The following is a 17,165-nucleotide window of genomic DNA, read 5'->3' on the forward strand; positions in this document are numbered from 1 at the left end:
GACGGGCCTCAGAGCCTGTGTCATATCCCCGGTCGGATCAGTGGGCGTCGTCTGGTGCGTGCGATCGCAAGGCGCCGGAAAGTCCTCGGTGGGGGTCCCCCCGGGCCGTTCAGGCCTGGGGGAAGAGCTACTAGGGCTTTTCGGCAACGCGGCGAGCGTGCGTGCCAGGCGGCGACCACCCGGCCGGGGATATGACACAGGCTCTCAGCCCCGCGCCCTGCGCAACCCGTGCCGGACCGCCCGCTGCGCCAGCGGCCCCAGTTCCTCGACCGCCGTCACCAGGACGGACAACTGCTCCAGGGAGTCAAGGGCCCGCTCCGTACCCGCCGGGTCGACGCCCTCGTACAGCTCCATGCCCACGAAGGACGCCCCCACCGCCCGCGCGAGTCCCACCGCGTCGACGAACTCGCCGAGCGGCGACGCGGCCAGGACCCGGATCAGGACCTTCTCGATCTCCTCGATCCAGAGCGCGAGGCCCGCCGCCGTCGCCGCCGCGAGCCTCGGCTGCGTCTGCGCGCCGGCGAGGAGCTGGCCGAGGACCGCGACATGCCCCGCCTCGCGCTCCTCCACGTGCATCTCGCGGCCGAAGGCGAGCAGTTCGGAGAGGGAGCCGACCTCCGCGAGCCGCTCCCGGTAGCGGGAGACCCGCTGCTCCGTACCGTGCCTGCAGGCCGCCGCGAGCAGGTCGTCGACGGAGCCGAAGTGGTAGAAGACCAGCGCCTGGTTGACCCCCGCGGCCGTCGCGATGTTCCGCGCCGACGCCTTGGCGATGCCCTGCTCCGTGAGCGTCCGCAGCGCGCCGTCGAGGAGCTTGGTGCGGGTCTCCCGACTCTTGTCCTGATCCTTGGCGGCGCTCACGCGCGGGCCTCCTCGCGTACCGGACGGAGCCCTGGGCGCACCCCGCACGTACGGACGTCGGTGTACGTCGCCGTGAAGGACCCCTCGTACCCGAAGAGCGGCCCGAAGCGGCGATTGGTGACCCGCACCCGGATGCGGAAGCGCCCCGTCGCGTCGTCGTAGGACTCGCGCACCTCCGCGTCCCCGCCGATCAGTGCGGGCACCCGGCAGTCGACCGGCCCCTCCCGGAAACGGTGCGCCCCGGAGCGGATGAGCAGCGAGCCGTCGGGCTCGGCGCGGAAGTGGAGGTCGCTGGCGAGGTGCTGGTGCGTGCCGAGGTAGTCGAGCACGCGGTCGCCCCGGGGGCCGAGGACCATCTGGGCGTCGAAGCGGCGAGGGCCGCCAGGCAGGTCGAAGGTGCGCACGAAGGTCACCGTCTCACGGCCGTACGTGTCGGCGTACGGCACGTTCTCGATGACGAAGGGGACGTCGCGGCCCTGGCGCGGGACGAGGATGTTGCGGGTGCCGCCGAGGGCGAGGAAGGGGCGCACGAAGCGCCCGCCGTGCCAGATGCGGTCCATCACGCCCCGCCCCGTGCAGGCCTCGCCGCTAGCGAGGCCGACGGAGAAGCGGCGCCGGAGCTGTGGGTGCAGCCGCTCGAAGTCGGCGCCCATCGCGGTGCGGAAGATCGACGCGTGCTGCTTCACGAGGGCTGCTCCTCGTTCGGGGTGAGGGTGGCTGGAGTGAGGGTGGCCGGGGCGAGGGTCGTGAGGATGCGTGGGGTACGCGCGCGTGCCGGTGGGGTGCGCAGGCAGCGGCGGGCCGCCGGGGTGGTGGGCAGGGGCGGCAGGAACAGCATCAGGGCGGACACGGCGATGGCTGTCAGGGGGGCCAGGAGGATCGCGGCCACGACGCAGAGGACGCGGGCGGCGGTGTCGGCGAGCGCGTTGCGCAGGGCGCGTTCGGGGGTGATGCCGCGCTCCAGCCAGAGCCGCAGGCGGTCGAAGGACCAGGCGGTCGCCCAGCCCATCAGGGGGCGGAAGAGCATCCGGTCGACGATTGTGCCGAAGCGGCCCCAGCGTGGCCGGTAGTCGTAGCCGGTGAGGAAGCGGATGCCGTCGCCGTCCGGCGCAGGTACGTAGCGCCAGTAGCCGCTGCCCTCCTCCAGGAGGGAGAGCGGGTGCGGGGAGGAGAAGCGCAGGGCGGAGGTCCTGGTGCCGTCGGGGCGCCGCCGCTCGCCCGCGGAGACGCCGGTGCCCGCGACGGTCAGGAAGGGCAGCACGCGCGTGGCGTACCGGAAGTGCTGGGGCTCCCCGTCCCGGCTCGGCAGGTAGTCGATCTCGGTGAACCGCAGGTCCCAGCGTTGGTGATGGCCGGGCTCCTGAGTGTGCGCCCAGAGGGCGTCGAGATCGGCCCGTATCCGTGCCTCGATGTACAGACTCACGGCGAACCCCCACGTCAGTGATGTCTTGAGCGTCTTGAGCGACTGCTCAAAGTGGACGGTACAGGGATTTGAGCGGTCGCTCAAGGTGAGGGAGCGCGCGGGTGAGCGCAGAGGTGAGCGCACAGAAAAGCCCCCGCCCGAAGGGTGGGGGCTTTCCGGGGACGTCTCGGGGACGTCTCGGGAGCCGAGACGGTCGCTTACGCGGAGAGGTGGCGCTCCACCGTGTCGACCTTGGAAGTGAGGCCGTCCGCCACTCCGGGGCGGATGTCCGCCTTCATGACGACGGAGACGCGCGGCGCCCGTGCCTCGACCGCGGCGACGGCGCGCTTGACGACGTCCATGACCTCGTCCCACTCGCCCTCGATGGACGTGAACATGGCGTCGGTCCGGTTGGGAAGGCCCGACTCACGGACGACGCGCACCGCGTCGGCGACGTACTCGCCGACATCCTCACCGACGCCCAGCGGGGTCACGGAGAAGGCGATGATCATGCGTTCACGATCCCTTCCTGGCGGGCGCGCGAGGCGATCACCGCGGCCTCGGCCGCACGCTTCAGCTTGCGCTCCGCCATGAACCCGCCGCCGGGGATGATCGAGAACGCGAAGTACAGGGCACCCGTCTTCGCGTCCCACTTCGTACGGTTCCAGGCGTCGAGCCAGAAGATCACGTACAGGATGAACAGCACGCCGTGGATCGGCCCGAGCACCGGGGCGACGTTGAAGCCCTCGGCGACCGTGTACTTGATGATCGTGCAGACCAACAGCACGATCCAGGAGATGCCCTCGGGCACGGAGACCAGGCGGAGGCGGCGGAGGGCGGAGGCGGTCTTGATGTCCACGGGTCACCTTCGGTGGGTGGGGCGGCGGGAGGGGCGGGCTCGGTCGCGCCGATCTTGTGAACGGACGCACAAGCGACCCCCATTGTGACATCGGGGTCTTCTCGGGGTTCGCTCAGGGCCCTTCACCCTGTTCTGGACGGGTACGCCACGGCTACCGTCGATTCGTGGCTACATTCCGGCTCCAGGGCAGCAGGGTGCTCGCCGTCGACATGACCGGCGACGCCGTGAAGGCGAAGAACGGCTCGATGGTCGCCTATGACGGCCAGATGGCCTTCAAGAAGATGACCGGCGGCGGCGAGGGGATACGCGGGATGGTGACCCGCCGCGTCACCGGCGAGCAGATGACGGTGATGGAGGTGAAGGGGCACGGCACCTGCTGGTTCGCCGACCGCGCGACGGAGATCAACCTGGTGCGGCTGCAGGGCGAGAAGCTCCACGTCGAGGCGAGCAATCTGCTCTGCACCGACGCCGGTCTGCGCACCGGCACCACCTTCACCGGCCTGCGCGGCGCGACCCAGGGGAACGGGCTGTTCACGACGACCGTCGAGGGCACCGGGCAGGCGGCGATCATCTCCGACGGACCCGCGGTGGTGCTGCGCGTCTCCCGGCAGTATCCGTTGACGGTGGACCCGGGGGCGTACATCGCGCACCAGGGGGACGTCCGCCAGAGCTTCCAGTCGGGCGCCACCCTGCGCACCTTCATGGGCGAGGGCGGCGGCGAGGCCTTCCAGATCCGCTTCGAGGGCGACGGCCTCGTCTACGTCCAGCCCAGTGAGCGCACCACGATCGCGGGGGGCGTCTGAGATGCCGTTCCGAGAGATCAACTCGAAGATGATCGAGGCCACGCTGCAGCCCGGCGCCAAGATCTTCAGCCAGCGCGGCGCCATGCTCGCCTACAAGGGCGACGTCTCCTTCACCCCGAACATCCAGGGCGGCCAGGGCGGACTCGCCTCCATGATCGGCCGCCGCGTCGCCGGCGAGGCCACCCCCCTGATGACCGTCGAGGGCAGCGGCACGGTCCTCTTCGGGCACGGCGGCCACCACATCCAGGTGATCGGCCTCTCCGGAGACACGCTGTACGTCGAGGCCGACCGGCTGCTCGCCTTCGACGGCACGCTCCAGCAGGGCACGATGTTCATGGGATCGCAGGGCGGCGTCATGGGCATGGTGCGCGGCCAGGTCAGCGGCCAGGGCCTGTTCACGACCACCCTGAAGGGTCACGGCGCGGTCGCCGTCATGGCGCACGGCGGCGTCATTGAGGTGCCGATCACCCCGCAGCGCCCGGTGCACGTCGACCCGCAGGCGTATGTCGCGCACCACGGCGACGTGCGCAACGAGCTCTCCACGGCGCTCGGCTGGCGCGACATGGTGGGCCGCGGCTCAGGAGAGGCCTTCCAGCTGGAGCTTTCGGGGAGCGGCGCGGTGTACGTCCAGGCTTCGGAGGACAAGCTGTGAACCCCAACGTCTCGACCCCCGCGGGAGCCCCCGCCGTCTTCGACCCCATGACGCTGCCGAGCGACGACAACGTCAATCCGTACACCTTCTGCGTGGAGCTCAAGGGGAGCCAGTGGTTCCTGCAGAAGGGGAAGATGATCGCCTACTACGGGCGGATGGAGTTCAACGGCATCGGGCACGGCCGGCTCGACCGCCTGGTCCGGACCAGTTTCCATTCGCCGCTGCACGCAAGCGACTGGGTGGTGGCGGACGGCCAGGGCAAGATGCTCCTCGCCGACCGGGCCTTCGACGTGAATTCGTATGACTTGGAAGAGGGCAACCTGACCATTCGCTCCGGCAACCTCCTCGCTTTTCAGCCAACTCTCGCGTTGAAGCAGTCGATCGTTCCGGGCTTTCTGACGCTCATCGGCACGGGCAAGTTCGTCGCCGCCTCGAACGGCCCGGTGGTCTTCATGGAGCCCCCCGTCCGCGTCGATCCACAGGCGCTCGTGGGGTGGGCCGACTGCCCTTCACCATGTCACCACTACGACCACGGATACCTCACGGGCGTGATCGGAGGCGTGCGAGCACTGACCGGCATCGGCGGCACCTCCGGGGAGGAGCACCAGTTCGAGTTCGTGGGCGCCGGCACGGTGCTGCTCCAGTCCTCGGAGGCGCTGATGCCCGAGCGGGCCGCGGGAGAGGTGCCGAACCAGGCGGGCGTGCCGGGCGGACGGGCCGCTCCGGGACAACCGGCCCCCCAGTCCGGCGCACCGCGCCTTCCCGGACAACTGGGGGACCTCCAGCGTCGCTTCGGGCTGTGAGCGGTAGTCTGCGGAGTGTGACGGCGAACGCCTGTGCCCCTCCGAGAGGCAGGGGTTGCGAGGTGTGTCACAACCCACCATTCGTTCACCTTTCAACTTCTTAGGTAGAATCGATTCCATGGAGACCGAGACGGCCCCGCAGTGGCTGACCGACGAGGAACAGTGCGCCTGGCGCACCCACGTGGAGGTCAACCGGATGCTGACATATCAGCTCGAAAAGGACCTTCAGCCGTTCAACCTGACCATGAACGACTACGACATTCTCGTGTATCTCTCCGAATCGGAAGAGCTGCGGATGCGTATGAGCGATCTTGCCGCCGCCACCCTGCAGTCCAAGAGTCGCCTCTCCCACCAGATCACCCGCATGGAGAACGCGGGCCTGGTGCGTCGCGAGAACTGCGAGTCCGATCGGCGCGGCCTCTACACCGTACTCACCGAGGAGGGCATGGAGACCATGCAGAAGGTGGCTCCGCACCACGTCGCCTCCGTGCGGCGGCACTTCGTCGACCTCATCTCCGCCGAGGCCCTCGACGATCTGCGCAGCGCCCTGGCCCCGATCGCGGAGCATCTGCGCTCCCAGCGCGGCAAGCCCTGACCCACTCCACCGCGGCCGGCCGCGACGCCCCTCACTCCGCCGACGACTGAGGGCCGGGCAGCCGGAGTTCGAAGAGCGCACCACCGGACGGTGCCTCCCGCACCGTGAGCGTGCCGCCGTGGCGCACCGCGACATCCCGCGCGATGGCGAGGCCGAGACCGGCCCCGCCCTCGTCGCGGGTCCGGGCGTCGTCGAGACGTACGAAGCGTTCGAAGATCCGCTCGCGTTCGCCCTCCGGCACGCCGCTTCCGTCGTCGGACACCTCGAGGACCGCCCAGGCACCCTCGCGCCGGGTGGTGACCGTGACGCGGGAGCGGGCGTGCCGCTGGGCGTTGTTCAGGAGATTGCCGAGCACCCGGGCCAGTTGGCCGCGGGAGCCCGCCACGTCGACGCTCTTCAGATCCATGTGCACGTCGAAGCGGTCCCGGATGCGCTGCGGGAGCTCTTCGCGGACGAGGGCCTCCAGGTCGACGGGGGCGCTGCCCGGCTTCTCCCCCGCGTCGAGCCTGGCCAGCAGGAGCAGGTCCGCGGCGAGCTCCTGGAGCCGCACGGTGTCCTCGACGGCGCCGTCCACGTCCAGCAGCTCCGGGTGGGCCGCGCCCACTTCGAGCTGGGTGCGCAGCGAGGCGATGGGGCTGCGCAGCTCGTGCGAGGCGTCCGCCACGAAGCGGCGCTGGCGCTCCACCGAGGTCTGCAGGGCGGTGAGCGTCTCGTTCGTGGTGCGGGCGAGCCAGGCGATCTCGTCGTGCGTGTCCGGCTCGGGCACCCGGCGCGCCAGATCCTCCGAGGCGGTGATCGCGGACATCTCGGCGGTGATCGCGCCCACCGGGCGCAGCGCGCGCCGCGTCACCAGCCAGGTGACACCGGCGACGACCGCGAGGAGCAGCGGGAAGCCGATCAGCATGGTCGTCAGCGCCGTGGAGACCGCGCTCTCGCGGCTGGCCAGGGAGCCGCCCGCGTAGACCGTCAGGTCGCCCTTGGTCTCCGTGCTCACCTCGACGGCGGCGAAGCGGAAGTCGGAGCTCTCGCCGTCGACGGTGGCGGTGCCGTCGGTGAACCTGGTCTCATCCTCGATGTCGCCGGGCTCGGGCGCCTCGTCATCGGCCTCACCTGTCCCGTCCCTCTCGTCCGTCTCCCCCTTGTCACCCGTCTCCCCCTTCTCACCGCCCTCAGCAGCCCCGCCGGGAGCCGCGCGGCCGGGCTCGACCGCGTTCACGCCGGTACCGCTGATCTTCTCCAAGTCGTCGCTCGCGGCGACGAGCCTGTTGTCCTCGTCGACGACCTGGACGGGCTCCTCCTCGTCGTCCGGCAGGTCGAGGTCGGCGTAAGGACGGCCCGAGGCGAGCTGGGAGGCGACCTTGCGGGCGGCGGAGTCGGCCCGGGACTCGGCCTGGTCGGTGAGGTTGGCCCGCAGCGAGAGCAGCACGGCGGCGCCCGCGGCGACCAGGGCGAGGGCGACGACCAGGCTCGCGCCGAGCGTGGCCCTGGCCCGCACCGATCCGAAGAGCCTCCTCATCGCGGGGCCTCGAGGCGGTATCCGGCGCCGCGCACGGTCTTGATGAGGGCCGCGCCGAGCTTGCGCCGCAGCGTGCTCACGTACACCTCGACGATGTTGGGGTCGCCCTCGTACGCGAAGTCCCAGACGTGCTCCAGGATGTCGCCCTTGGAGACGACCTCACCGGCGCGCAGGACCAGCTGCTCCAGGACCGCGAACTCCTTTGCCGTGAGGACGACTTCGCTCTCTCCGGCCCCCTCGCCCTCGCCGCGGAAGACGCGGCGCGCGGCCGTGTCGATCTTCAGGTCGCCGATGATGTGGACCGGGGAGGGGCCCGCGTTGCCGCGGCGGCGCAGCAGCGCCTTCACACGGGCCACCAGGACGACGTACGAGAAGGGCTTGGTGAGGTAGTCGTCCGCGCCGGTATCGAGGCCCTCGGCCTCGTCGTACTCGCCGTCCTTGGCCGTGAGCATCAGGATCGGCACGTCGTGGCCCGCCGCGCGCAGCGTGGAGCAGACGCGGTAGCCGTTCATGCCGGGCAGCATGATGTCGAGGATCACCAGGTCGTACGTGCCCTCGCTCGCCCGGTGCAGTCCGTCGACACCGTCGTGGACGACGTCGACGGCGTAGCCCTCGGCGGTCAGGCCCTTGGCGAGCGACAGGGCCAGCCTTTTCTCGTCCTCGACGATCAGCAAACGCATGCGCTCAGGGTGGCAGAGCGAACCTGAAGAGTTCTTCAGGCGGCTTCAGCGTGCGTTCAGGATCGCTCCGCCAGATTGGTCCTCGTCGAAAGCGAACGGCGGCGGCTCCGGGCCGCCGCCCGCACCGCCCACTTCCTCGGGAGGACCCTCATGAAGCGCAACATCGTCATCGCCACCGTCGCCGCCGCGGCCCTGATCGGCGGCGGCACCGCCACGGCCTTCGCGCTCGGCGGTGACGACGACGGCGCCGCGAGCAAGTCGAGCGTCCAGCTGAAGGACCGCGACCGCCAGGGCGGCGACGGGGACGACGACCGCGCCGAGGCGAAGGCCGCCGAGGTGACCGCCGCCGACGCCATCAAGGCGGCCCTCGCGGACACCAAGGGCACCGCTGTCTCCGCCGAGCTCGACGACGAGGACGGCGGCCTGGTCTGGGATGTCGACATTCTGAACGGCAGGACGTGGCACAGCGTCGAGGTCGACCCGGGCACCGGCAAGGTCCTGGGCTCCTGGACGGAGAACGACGACGACGGTGACGACGCCGCCGACGCGGCCCGGCTGAACTCCGCCCTGAAGGGCGCCTCCGTCAGCGCCGTGGACGCCGCGAAGGCCGGCGCCGACAAGGGCACGGTGACCTCCGTGGACCTGGACGACGACGGCACGGCGACCGCCTGGAACGTGGAGACGACCGGCGCGAAGGGCGCCGAGTCCGAGTACAACGTCCACCTGAGGACGGGCAAGGTCACCGCGGACCACTCGGACGACCAGGACGAAAACGACGACGGCTCCGACGACTGATACGGAACACCCTCGCAGCACCACGGCCCGGACCTCAGGTCCGGGCCGTTCCCGTATGCCCTAGCCCTCTGTGAGCCCCTCGACCAGTTCGTCCGCGGCCGTGTACGGGTCCAGCTCCCCCGCCACGATCCGCTCCGCGAGCGCGGACAGCCGCAGGTCGCCGTGGAGCGAGCCGATGCGCTCGCGCAGGGCCGTGACGGCGATCGTCTCGACCTCGTGGGAGGCGCGGGCGACCCGGCGCTCGCCGAGGACCCCCCGCTCCTCCATCCACGCCCGGTGCTTCTCCAGCGCCTCGACGACCTCGTCGACGCCCTCGCCGCGCGCCGCGACCGTCTTGACGATGGGCGGGCGCCAGTCGCCGGGCCCGCGGGACTCGCCGAGGCCCAGCATGTGGTTCAGCTCGCGAGCGGTCGCGTCGGCGCCGTCGCGGTCCGCCTTGTTGACGACGTACACGTCACCGATCTCCAGGATTCCGGCCTTCGCCGCCTGGATGCCGTCGCCCATGCCGGGGGCGAGGAGCACGACCGAGGTGTCCGCCTGCGAGGCGATCTCCACCTCGGACTGGCCGACGCCGACGGTCTCGACGAGGATCACGTCGCAGCCCGCGGCGTCGAGCACCCGGATGGCCTGCGGCGCGGCCCAGGCGAGCCCGCCGAGGTGGCCGCGGGTGGCCATGGAGCGGATGTAGACGCCGGGGTCGGACGCGTGGTCCGACATCCGCACCCGGTCGCCGAGGAGCGCGCCGCCGGAGAAGGGCGAGGAGGGGTCGACGGCGAGCACGCCGACCCGCTTGCCGGTCTTGCGGTAGGCGCTCACGAGCGCGGACGTCGATGTCGATTTGCCGACACCTGGCGATCCGGTGAGGCCGACGACGTACGCGTGGCCGGCCAGCGGCGCCAGCGCGGCCATCACTTCCCGCAGTTGCGGTGACGCCCCCTCGACCAGTGAGATCAGCCGGGCCACGGCCCGCGGCCTGCCCTCGCGGGCCTGCGCCACCAGGGAGGGGACGTCCTGCATCACAGCTCCGTTCACTTGCCTACGGACGTACGGGAGAGGACCGACGTACGGGTCAGGCCTTGGCCACCTTGACGATCAGGGCGTCGCCCTGACCACCGCCACCGCACAGCGCGGCCGCGCCCACGCCGCCGCCGCGCCGCCGCAGTTCCAGGGCGAGGTGGAGCACGACACGCGCGCCGGACATCCCGATCGGGTGACCCAGGGCGATGGCCCCGCCGTTGACGTTCACCTTTTCCGAGGACACCCCGAGGTCCTTCATTGACTGCACCGCGACGGCGGCGAAGGCCTCGTTGATCTCGATCAGATCGAGGTCCGCGACCTGCAGGCCCTCCTTCTTCAGGGCGTGCATGATCGCGTTCGAGGGCTGCGACTGGAGCGAGTTGTCCGGGCCCGCCACATTGCCGTGGGCCCCGATCTCCGCGATCCAGGCCAGGCCGAGCTCCTGGGCCTTGGCCTTGGACATGACCACGACCGCGGCCGCGCCGTCGGAGATCTGCGAGGACGTGCCCGCGGTGATCGTGCCGTCCTTGGTGAAGGCGGGGCGCAGCTTGCCGAGCGAGTCCGCGGTGGTCTCGGGGCGGATGCCCTCGTCCTGGGAGAAGAGGACCGGGTCGCCCTTGCGCTGCGGGATCTCGATCGGGGTGATCTCGGCCTCGAACAGGGCGTTCTTCTGTGCGGCGGCGGCGCGCTGGTGGGAGAGGGCGGCCACCTCGTCCTGCTCGGCGCGGCCGATGCCGAGACGGGTGTTGTGCTTCTCCGTGGACTCGCCCATCGCGACGCCGTCGAAGGAGTCGGTCAGGCCGTCGTACGCCATGGAGTCGAGCATCTCGATCGCGCCGTACTTGTGGCCCTCGCGCGACTTGGGGAGCAGGTGCGGGGCGTTGGTCATCGACTCCTGGCCGCCGGCCACCACGATGTCGAACTCGCCCGCGCGGATCAGCTGGTCGGCGAGTGCGATGGCGTCGAGGCCCGAGAGACAGACCTTGTTCACGGTGAGTGCGGGAACGTTCATGGGGATGCCCGCCTTGACGGCGGCCTGGCGCGCCGGGATCTGCCCTGCCCCGGCCTGGAGCACCTGGCCCATGATCACGTACTGGACCTGGTCGCCTCCGATGCCCGCGCGCTCCAGCGCGGCCTTGATCGCGAAGCCCCCCAGGTCCGCACCCGAGAAGGACTTCAGCGAGCCGAGGAGGCGGCCCATGGGCGTCCGTGCGCCCGAGACGATCACTGAGGTGGTGCCGGTCGTTCCTGCCATCTGCGACGACCCCTTGGGAGGAGAGGAGTTAACGAGGGTTTATCTGAATGTACTGAGCAGTACCCCCGGCGTCATCGGGCGGCGGGTGTGATCGCGCGCACGTTGCGTAATCACTGCATGAAGCGCTGCACTTGAACCATGCTGACGCGAATCGATCACATCGGGATCGCCTGTTTCGACCTCGACAAGACCGTCGAGTTCTACCGCGCGACGTACGGATTCGAGGTGTTCCACACCGAGGTCAACGACGAGCAGGGCGTGCGCGAGGCCATGCTCAAAATCAACGGGACCGACGACGGTGGCGCCTCCTACCTCCAGCTCCTCGAACCGACCCGCGACGACTCCGCGGTCGGCAAGTGGCTGGCCAAGAACGGTGAGGGCGTCCACCACATCGCCTTCGGCACGGCGGACGTGGACGGCGACGCCGCGGCCATCCGGGGCAAGGGCGTACGCGTGCTCTACGACGAGCCCCGGACCGGCTCCATGGGCTCGCGCATCACCTTCCTGCACCCGAAGGACTGCCACGGCGTTCTCACCGAACTTGTCACTTCGGCACCTTCCGAGTCACTGGAGCACTGACCTCCGTATATCTGGGCCGGTAGGGTGAGGGGCGGCCGTCCGAAGTTGCGGGCGGCCACGTGCCGGGGTCCGGGTTTCGGGGGACGAGCGTCGGGGCAGCAGCTCATGCTCCGCCGTTGATCTGACACCATTCCCCCGGGGGCCACGTTCGGCGGATGGACGGGGCCTGTTGGAGAGACTTGCGACCAGGGGACGGATGGGACCGCGCAGTGCGGGGCTACGAACGCCAAGAGAACTCGCGGGCTGAGACCGACAGTCTGTCGCGGTTCGAGGCCGAGATGGACCGGCTGAAGACCGAGCGGGAGAAGGCCGTCCAGCACGCCGAGGACCTCGGCTACCAGGTCGAGGTGTTGCGCGCCAAGCTGCACGAGGCGCGCCGCAACCTCGCGTCCCGGCCTGCCTACGACAGCGCGGACATCGGGTACCAGGCCGAGCAGTTGCTCCGCAACGCCCAGATCCAGGCGGAACAGCTGCGCGCCGACGCCGAGCGCGAGCTGCGCGACAGCCGCGCCCAGACCCAGCGCATCCTCCAGGAGCACGCCGAGCAGCAGGCGCGCCTGCAGTCCGAGCTGCACGCCGAGGCCGTCTCGCGCCGCCAGCAGCTCGACCAGGAGCTGGCCGAGCGGCGCAGGACCGTCGAGTCGCACGTCAACGAGAACGTGGCCTGGGCCGAGCAGCTCAGGGCCCGCACCGAACAGCAGGCCCGCCGTCTCCTGGACGAGTCGCGCGCCGAGGCCGACCAGTCCCTGGCCGCCGCCCGCGCCGAGGCCGCCCGCGTCGCCGAGGAGGCCCGCCGGCGCCTTGCCGACGCCGCGGAGGCCGCCCGCACCGAGGCAGAGGCGATCCTGCGGCGCGCCCGCACGGACGCCGAGCGCCTGCTGAACGCCGCGTCCACGCAGGCCCAGGAGGCCACCGACCACGCCGAGCAGCTGCGCTCCACCACGGCGGCCGAGTCCGAGCAGGCACGCCGGCAGGCCGCCGAGGCGAGCAGGACCGCCGAGCAGCGCATGAGCGAGGCCGAGGCGGCGCTGCGCGAGGCGCGCGCCGAGGCGGAGAAGGTGCTCGCCGAGGCCAAGGACTCCGCGGCCAAGCAGCTCTCGGCCGCGGAGGCGGCCAACGAACAGCGCACGCGGACGGCCAAGGAGCAGGTCGCCCGGCTGGTCGGCGAGGCCACCAAGGAGGCCGAGTCCACCAGGTCCGAGGCCGAGCAGCTGGTCGCCGACGCCCGCGCCGAGGCCGAGAAGCTGATCGCGGACGCCGCCGAGAAGGCCCGTACGATCACCGCCGAGGAGACCGCGGGCCAGCTCGCGAAGGCCGCGCGGACCGCCGAGGAAGTCCTCGACAAGGCGTCCAAGGACGCCGCGGAGACCACGAAGGCCGCCACCGAGCAGGCCGAGCGGATCCGTTCCGAGGCGGAGGCCGAGGCGGACCGGCTGCGCGCGGAGGCGCACGACATCGCCGAGGAGCTCAAGGGCGCGGCGAAGGACGACACCAAGGAGTACCGCGCCAAGACCGTCGAGCTGCAGGAGGAGGCGCGCAGGCTGCGCGGCGAGGCCGAGCAGCTGCGGGCCGATGCGGTCGCCGAGGGCGAGCGCATCCGGGGCGAGGCGCGGCGCGAGGCGGTCCAGCAGATCGAGGAGGCGGCCAAGTCCGCCGAGGAGCTGCTCGCCAAGGCGAAGGCCGACGCGGACGAGCTGCGGACGGCGGCGACCAGCGAGAGCGAGCGGGTCCGCGCCGAGGCCGTCGAGCGTGCCACGACGCTGCGTACGCAGGCCGAGGAGACCCTGGAGCGCACCCGCGCGGAGGCCGAGCGGCACCGCGAGGAGGCCGCCGAGCAGGCCGAGACCACGAAGGCCGAGGCCGAGGAGGCCGCGCGGGCGCTGCGCGAGGAGACCGAGCAGGCCATAGCGGCCCGCCGGGAGGAGGCCGCCGCCGAGCTGACGCGGCTGCACACGGAGGCCGAGGAACGCCTCGCCACCGCCGAGCAGGCACTGACCGACGCCCGCGCCGAGGCCGAACGCATGCGCAAGGAGGCCGCGGACGAGACGGACCGGTTGCGTACGGAGTCCGCCGAGCGGATCCGCACGCTGCAGGCGCAGGCCGAGAGCGAGGCGGAGCGGCTGCGCGACGAGGCCGCCGCCGACGCGTCCCAGGCCCGCGCGGAGGGCGAGAACATCGCCGTACGCCTGCGTTCGGACGCCGCCGCGGAGGCCGAGCGGCTCAAGACCGAGGCGCAGGAGTCCGCCGACCGCGTCCGCGCGGAGGCCGCCGCCGCCGCCGAGCGGGTCGCCGCGGAGGCCGCCGAGGCGCTGGCCGCCGCCCAGGAGGAGGCCGCGCGCCGGCGCCGCGAGGCCGAGGAGACCCTGACCTCCGCGCGCGCGGAGGCCGACCAGGAGCGCGAGCGCGCCCGCGAGCAGAGCGAGGAACTCCTCGCGTCCGCCCGCAAGCGCGTCGAGGAGGCGCAGGCAGAGGCGGTCCGCCTCGTCGAGGAGGCCGACAGCCGCGCGACCGAGCTGGTATCGGCCGCCGAGCAGCACGCCCAGTCCGTACGCGACTCCGTGGCCGGCCTGCACGAGGCGGCGCAGGAAGAGGTCACGGGCCTGCGCTCGGCCGCCGAGCACGCCGCGGAGCGCACGCGGACGGAGGCGCAGGAGGAGGCCGACCGCGTCCGCACGGACGCCTACGCCGAGCGGGAGCGCGCCACCGAGGACGCCAACCGCACCCGGCGGGAGGCGGCGGAGGCCGCCGAGGCCGCGAAGTCCCTTGCGGAGCGCACGGTTTCGGAGGCCATCGCGGAGGCCGAACGGATGCGCTCGGACGCCTCGGAGCACGCCCAGCGGGTGCGTACGGAGGCGTCGGACACCATCGCGCAGGCCGAGCAGGACGCGTCCCGTACGCGTGCCGACGCCCGCGAGGACGCCAACCGCATCCGCAACGACGCGGCGGCCCAGGCCGACACGCTGATCGGCGAGGCCCGCAGCGAGGCCGAGAAGCTGCAGAACGACACGGTCGCGGAGGCCGAGCGGGTCCGCACGGAGGCCGCCGAGCAGGCCGAGCGGCTGCGCGCCGAGTCGACCGCGGAGGCCGAGCGGCTCACCGCGGAGACCACCGCCGAGGCCGAGCGGCTGCGCGCGGAGTCCGTGGCGAAGGCCGAGAAGCTCATCTCGGACGCCTCGGGCGACGCGGAGCGGCTCCGTGCCGAGGCCGCAGAGACCGTCAACTCCGCGCAGCAGCACGCCGAGCGGATCCGCACCGAGTCCGAGCGCGTCAAGGCGGACGCGGCCCAGGAGGCCGAGCGGCTCACGTCCGAGGCGCGCGACGAGGCCGAGCGGACCCTCGACGAGGCGCGGCAGGCCGCCAACAAGCGCCGTCAGGAAGCCGCCGAGCAGGTCGACAAGCTCATCACGGAGGCCGCGGCGGAGGCCGAGAAGCTGACCGCCGACGCCCAGGAGAAGGCGCTCAAGGCGACCACGGACGCCGAGGCGCAGGCCGACACGATGGTGGGCGCGGCCCGCAAGGAGGCCGAGCGCCTGATCGCCGAGGCGACGGTCCAGGGCAACTCCCTGGTGGAGAAGTCCCGTACGGACGCGGACGAGCTGCTGGTCGGCGCCCGCCGCGACGCGACCGCCATAAGGGAGCGCTCCGAGGAGCAGCGCGACCGCGTCACCGCCGAGATCGAGGAGCTGCACGAGCGCGCCCGGCGCGAGTCCGCCGAGGCGATGAAGTCGGCGGGCGAGCGGTGCGACGCGCTGGTCAAGGCCGCCGAGGAGCAGCTCGCCGAGGCCGAGGCGAAGGCCAAGAAGCTGATCTCGGACGCCGATTCGGAGGCAGGCAAGGTCCGGATCGCCGCCGTGAAGAAGGCCGAGGCGCTCCTGAAGGAGACCGGCACGAAGACGGCCGCGCTGAAGAGCGAGGCCGAGCGGATCAAGGCCGATGCGGAGGCGGAGGCCACGCGGATGGTCGAGGAGGGGAAGCGGGAGCTGGAGGTCCTGGTCCGGCGCCGCGCGGACATCAATGCGGAGATCTCCCGTGTCCAGGACGTGCTGGAGGCGTTGGAGTCTTTCGAGGCCCCGTCGAGCGGGGCGAAGACCGGGTCCGGCGGCGGCTCCGGCGCGGGCGGCGTCAAGGCCGGTGCGGCGGCGGGATCGACTCGTTCGAGTGGCAAGCAGTCGGAGGGGTAGTCAAAAGAGCATCTCTCGTGCTCTGAAAGGACCTTTGGCTCTGTTGCTGGCAAGTGCTCTGGCGGTTAGCCACTCAAAAGGGGTGTCATTCTCCAGATCAAACGGGCATCTGCTCGATGACACGCCGCTCGGACCCCTAGGATTCCCTCTATCACCTCACCGGTCTCATTCGACAGGAACCCCATGAGCGACACTTCCCCCTACGGCTTCGAGCTTGTGCGGCGTGGGTACGACCGCGCTCAGGTGGACGAACGTATCTCCAAGCTCGTCTCCGACCGTGACAGTGCTCTTGCCCGTATCACTGCTCTGGAAAAGCGCATCGAGGAGCTCCACCTCGAGACGCAGAACGCCCAGGCCCAGGTCGCCGACGCCGAGCCGTCGTACGCCGGTCTCGGTGCCCGCGTCGAGAAGATCCTCCGCCTCGCCGAGGAGGAGGCGAAGGACCTGCGCGAGGAGGCCCGGCGCGCGGCCGAGCAGCACCGTGAGCTCGCCGAGTCCGCGGCCCAGCAGGTGCGCAACGACGCCGAGTCGTTCGCCACCGAGCGCAAGGCCAAGGCCGAGGACGAGGGCGTCCGGATCGTCGAGAAGGCCAAGGGCGAGGCGAACGCCCTGCGTGCCGAGGCCCAGAAGGACGCGCAGTCCAAGCGCGAGGAGGCGGACGCCCTCTTCGAGGAGACCCGCGCCAAGGCCGCCCAGGCCGCCGCGGACTTCGAGACGAACCTCGCCAAGCGCCGCGAGCAGTCCGAGCGCGACCTGGCATCGCGTCAGGCCAAGGCGGAGAAGCGCCTCGCGGAGATCGAGCACCGCGCGGAGCAGCTGCGTCTCGAGGCGGAGAAGCTGCGGACCGACGCCGAGCGTCGCGCCCGTCAGACCGTCGAGACCGCTCAGCGCCAGGCCGAGGACATCGTGGCCGACGCGAACGCCAAGGCGGACCGGATCCGTTCGGAGTCCGAGCGTGAGCTCGCCGCCCTGACGAACCGGCGCGACTCCATCAACGCGCAGCTCACCAACGTGCGGGAGATGCTGGCGACGCTCACGGGCGCGGCGGTCGCCGCGGCGGGCACGCCCGCCGACGACGAGCCGGCCTCCCGGGGGGTTCCCGCGCAGCAGACCCGCTGAGGAGATCTTGGCGGACCCGGCGCCAGAGCCCCCTGCTCTCCAGTGGCAGGG

Annotated in this window: 17 protein-coding genes; 8 read left to right on the plus strand and 9 right to left on the minus strand. The window is 71.5% G+C overall.

The genetic code is table 11. The features are described 5' to 3' along the window. Positions 1–204: 204 nt before the first annotated feature. The 5 genes from AC07DI_RS00130 to AC07DI_RS00150 form a co-directional block, all read right to left on the minus strand. Complete coding sequence (locus AC07DI_RS00130; RefSeq protein ID WP_384248851.1) at positions 205–858, minus strand: TetR/AcrR family transcriptional regulator; 654 nt, start codon at positions 856–858, stop codon at positions 205–207. Then, entirely contained in the window at positions 855–1,511 is a 657-nt protein-coding gene (locus tag AC07DI_RS00135; protein WP_384249537.1) for a DUF4166 domain-containing protein, read from the minus strand. Before AC07DI_RS00135 ends, AC07DI_RS00130 begins: the two co-directional genes overlap by 4 nt. 29 nt (positions 1,512–1,540) lie before the next feature. Next, positions 1,541–2,281 (minus strand): hypothetical protein, encoded by a 741-nt coding sequence (locus AC07DI_RS00140; RefSeq protein ID WP_478901193.1) that lies wholly within the window; start codon positions 2,279–2,281, stop codon positions 1,541–1,543. Positions 2,282–2,478: 197 nt separating this feature from the next. Beyond that, positions 2,479–2,772: an MTH1187 family thiamine-binding protein gene (locus AC07DI_RS00145; protein ID WP_384248854.1), complete on the minus strand. Its 294-nt coding sequence runs from the start codon at positions 2,770–2,772 to the stop codon at positions 2,479–2,481. After that, entirely contained in the window at positions 2,769–3,119 is a 351-nt protein-coding gene (locus AC07DI_RS00150; protein ID WP_384248857.1) for a DUF3817 domain-containing protein, read from the minus strand. The genes AC07DI_RS00145 and AC07DI_RS00150 overlap by 4 nt, the downstream gene beginning before the upstream one ends. Before the next feature lie 164 nt (positions 3,120–3,283). Here AC07DI_RS00150 and AC07DI_RS00155 point away from each other — a divergent pair, with 164 nt between their 5' ends. The 4 genes from AC07DI_RS00155 (at position 3,284) to AC07DI_RS00170 (ending at position 5,972) form a co-directional block, all read left to right on the plus strand. Next, positions 3,284–3,922: an AIM24 family protein gene (locus AC07DI_RS00155; RefSeq protein WP_478901196.1), complete on the plus strand. Its 639-nt coding sequence runs from the start codon at positions 3,284–3,286 to the stop codon at positions 3,920–3,922. Position 3,923: 1 nt separating this feature from the next. Beyond that, on the plus strand, positions 3,924–4,574 hold the full coding sequence (locus tag AC07DI_RS00160) for an AIM24 family protein (RefSeq protein ID WP_478901197.1): 651 nt from the start codon (positions 3,924–3,926) through the stop codon (positions 4,572–4,574). Between the two features lie 47 nt (positions 4,575–4,621). After that, complete coding sequence (locus tag AC07DI_RS00165; protein ID WP_478901704.1) at positions 4,622–5,377, plus strand: AIM24 family protein; 756 nt, start codon at positions 4,622–4,624, stop codon at positions 5,375–5,377. A gap of 118 nt (positions 5,378–5,495) precedes the next feature. After that, positions 5,496–5,972 (plus strand): MarR family winged helix-turn-helix transcriptional regulator, encoded by a 477-nt coding sequence (locus AC07DI_RS00170; RefSeq protein WP_384248866.1) that lies wholly within the window; start codon positions 5,496–5,498, stop codon positions 5,970–5,972. A gap of 31 nt (positions 5,973–6,003) precedes the next feature. On the opposite strand, the gene AC07DI_RS00175 is transcribed toward AC07DI_RS00170, so the two are convergent. Next, positions 6,004–7,488: a sensor histidine kinase gene (locus AC07DI_RS00175; RefSeq protein WP_478901198.1), complete on the minus strand. Its 1,485-nt coding sequence runs from the start codon at positions 7,486–7,488 to the stop codon at positions 6,004–6,006. Continuing rightward, positions 7,485–8,168: a response regulator transcription factor gene (locus AC07DI_RS00180; RefSeq protein ID WP_478901200.1), complete on the minus strand. Its 684-nt coding sequence runs from the start codon at positions 8,166–8,168 to the stop codon at positions 7,485–7,487. The genes AC07DI_RS00175 and AC07DI_RS00180 overlap by 4 nt, the downstream gene beginning before the upstream one ends. A gap of 150 nt (positions 8,169–8,318) precedes the next feature. Between AC07DI_RS00180 and AC07DI_RS00185 the strand changes: the two genes are divergently transcribed. Further along, on the plus strand, positions 8,319–8,963 hold the full coding sequence (locus AC07DI_RS00185; protein WP_478901202.1) for a PepSY domain-containing protein: 645 nt from the start codon (positions 8,319–8,321) through the stop codon (positions 8,961–8,963). A 60-nt stretch (positions 8,964–9,023) separates the two neighbouring features. On the opposite strand, the gene meaB is transcribed toward AC07DI_RS00185, so the two are convergent. Continuing rightward, entirely contained in the window at positions 9,024–9,980 is a 957-nt protein-coding gene (gene meaB / locus AC07DI_RS00190) for a methylmalonyl Co-A mutase-associated GTPase MeaB (RefSeq protein ID WP_384248876.1), read from the minus strand. A 52-nt stretch (positions 9,981–10,032) separates the two neighbouring features. Beyond that, positions 10,033–11,235 carry an acetyl-CoA C-acetyltransferase gene (locus AC07DI_RS00195; protein ID WP_384248879.1) on the minus strand — a complete coding sequence of 401 codons (1,203 nt, stop codon included), beginning with the start codon at positions 11,233–11,235 and terminating at the stop codon, positions 10,033–10,035. Between the two features lie 138 nt (positions 11,236–11,373). Here AC07DI_RS00195 and mce point away from each other — a divergent pair, with 138 nt between their 5' ends. The 3 genes from mce (at position 11,374) to AC07DI_RS00210 (ending at position 17,114) form a co-directional block, all read left to right on the plus strand. After that, complete coding sequence (mce, locus tag AC07DI_RS00200; RefSeq protein WP_478901204.1) at positions 11,374–11,814, plus strand: methylmalonyl-CoA epimerase; 441 nt, start codon at positions 11,374–11,376, stop codon at positions 11,812–11,814. A gap of 209 nt (positions 11,815–12,023) precedes the next feature. Next, positions 12,024–15,995, plus strand: a complete 3,972-nt coding sequence (scy, locus tag AC07DI_RS00205; protein ID WP_478901205.1) for a polarized growth protein Scy — start codon at positions 12,024–12,026, stop codon at positions 15,993–15,995. Positions 15,996–16,178: 183 nt separating this feature from the next. Beyond that, positions 16,179–17,114 (plus strand): coiled-coil domain-containing protein, encoded by a 936-nt coding sequence (locus AC07DI_RS00210; protein WP_384248886.1) that lies wholly within the window; start codon positions 16,179–16,181, stop codon positions 17,112–17,114. Positions 17,115–17,165 lie beyond the last annotated feature (51 nt).

This window comes from Streptomyces sp. NPDC044106 (assembly GCF_056433985.1).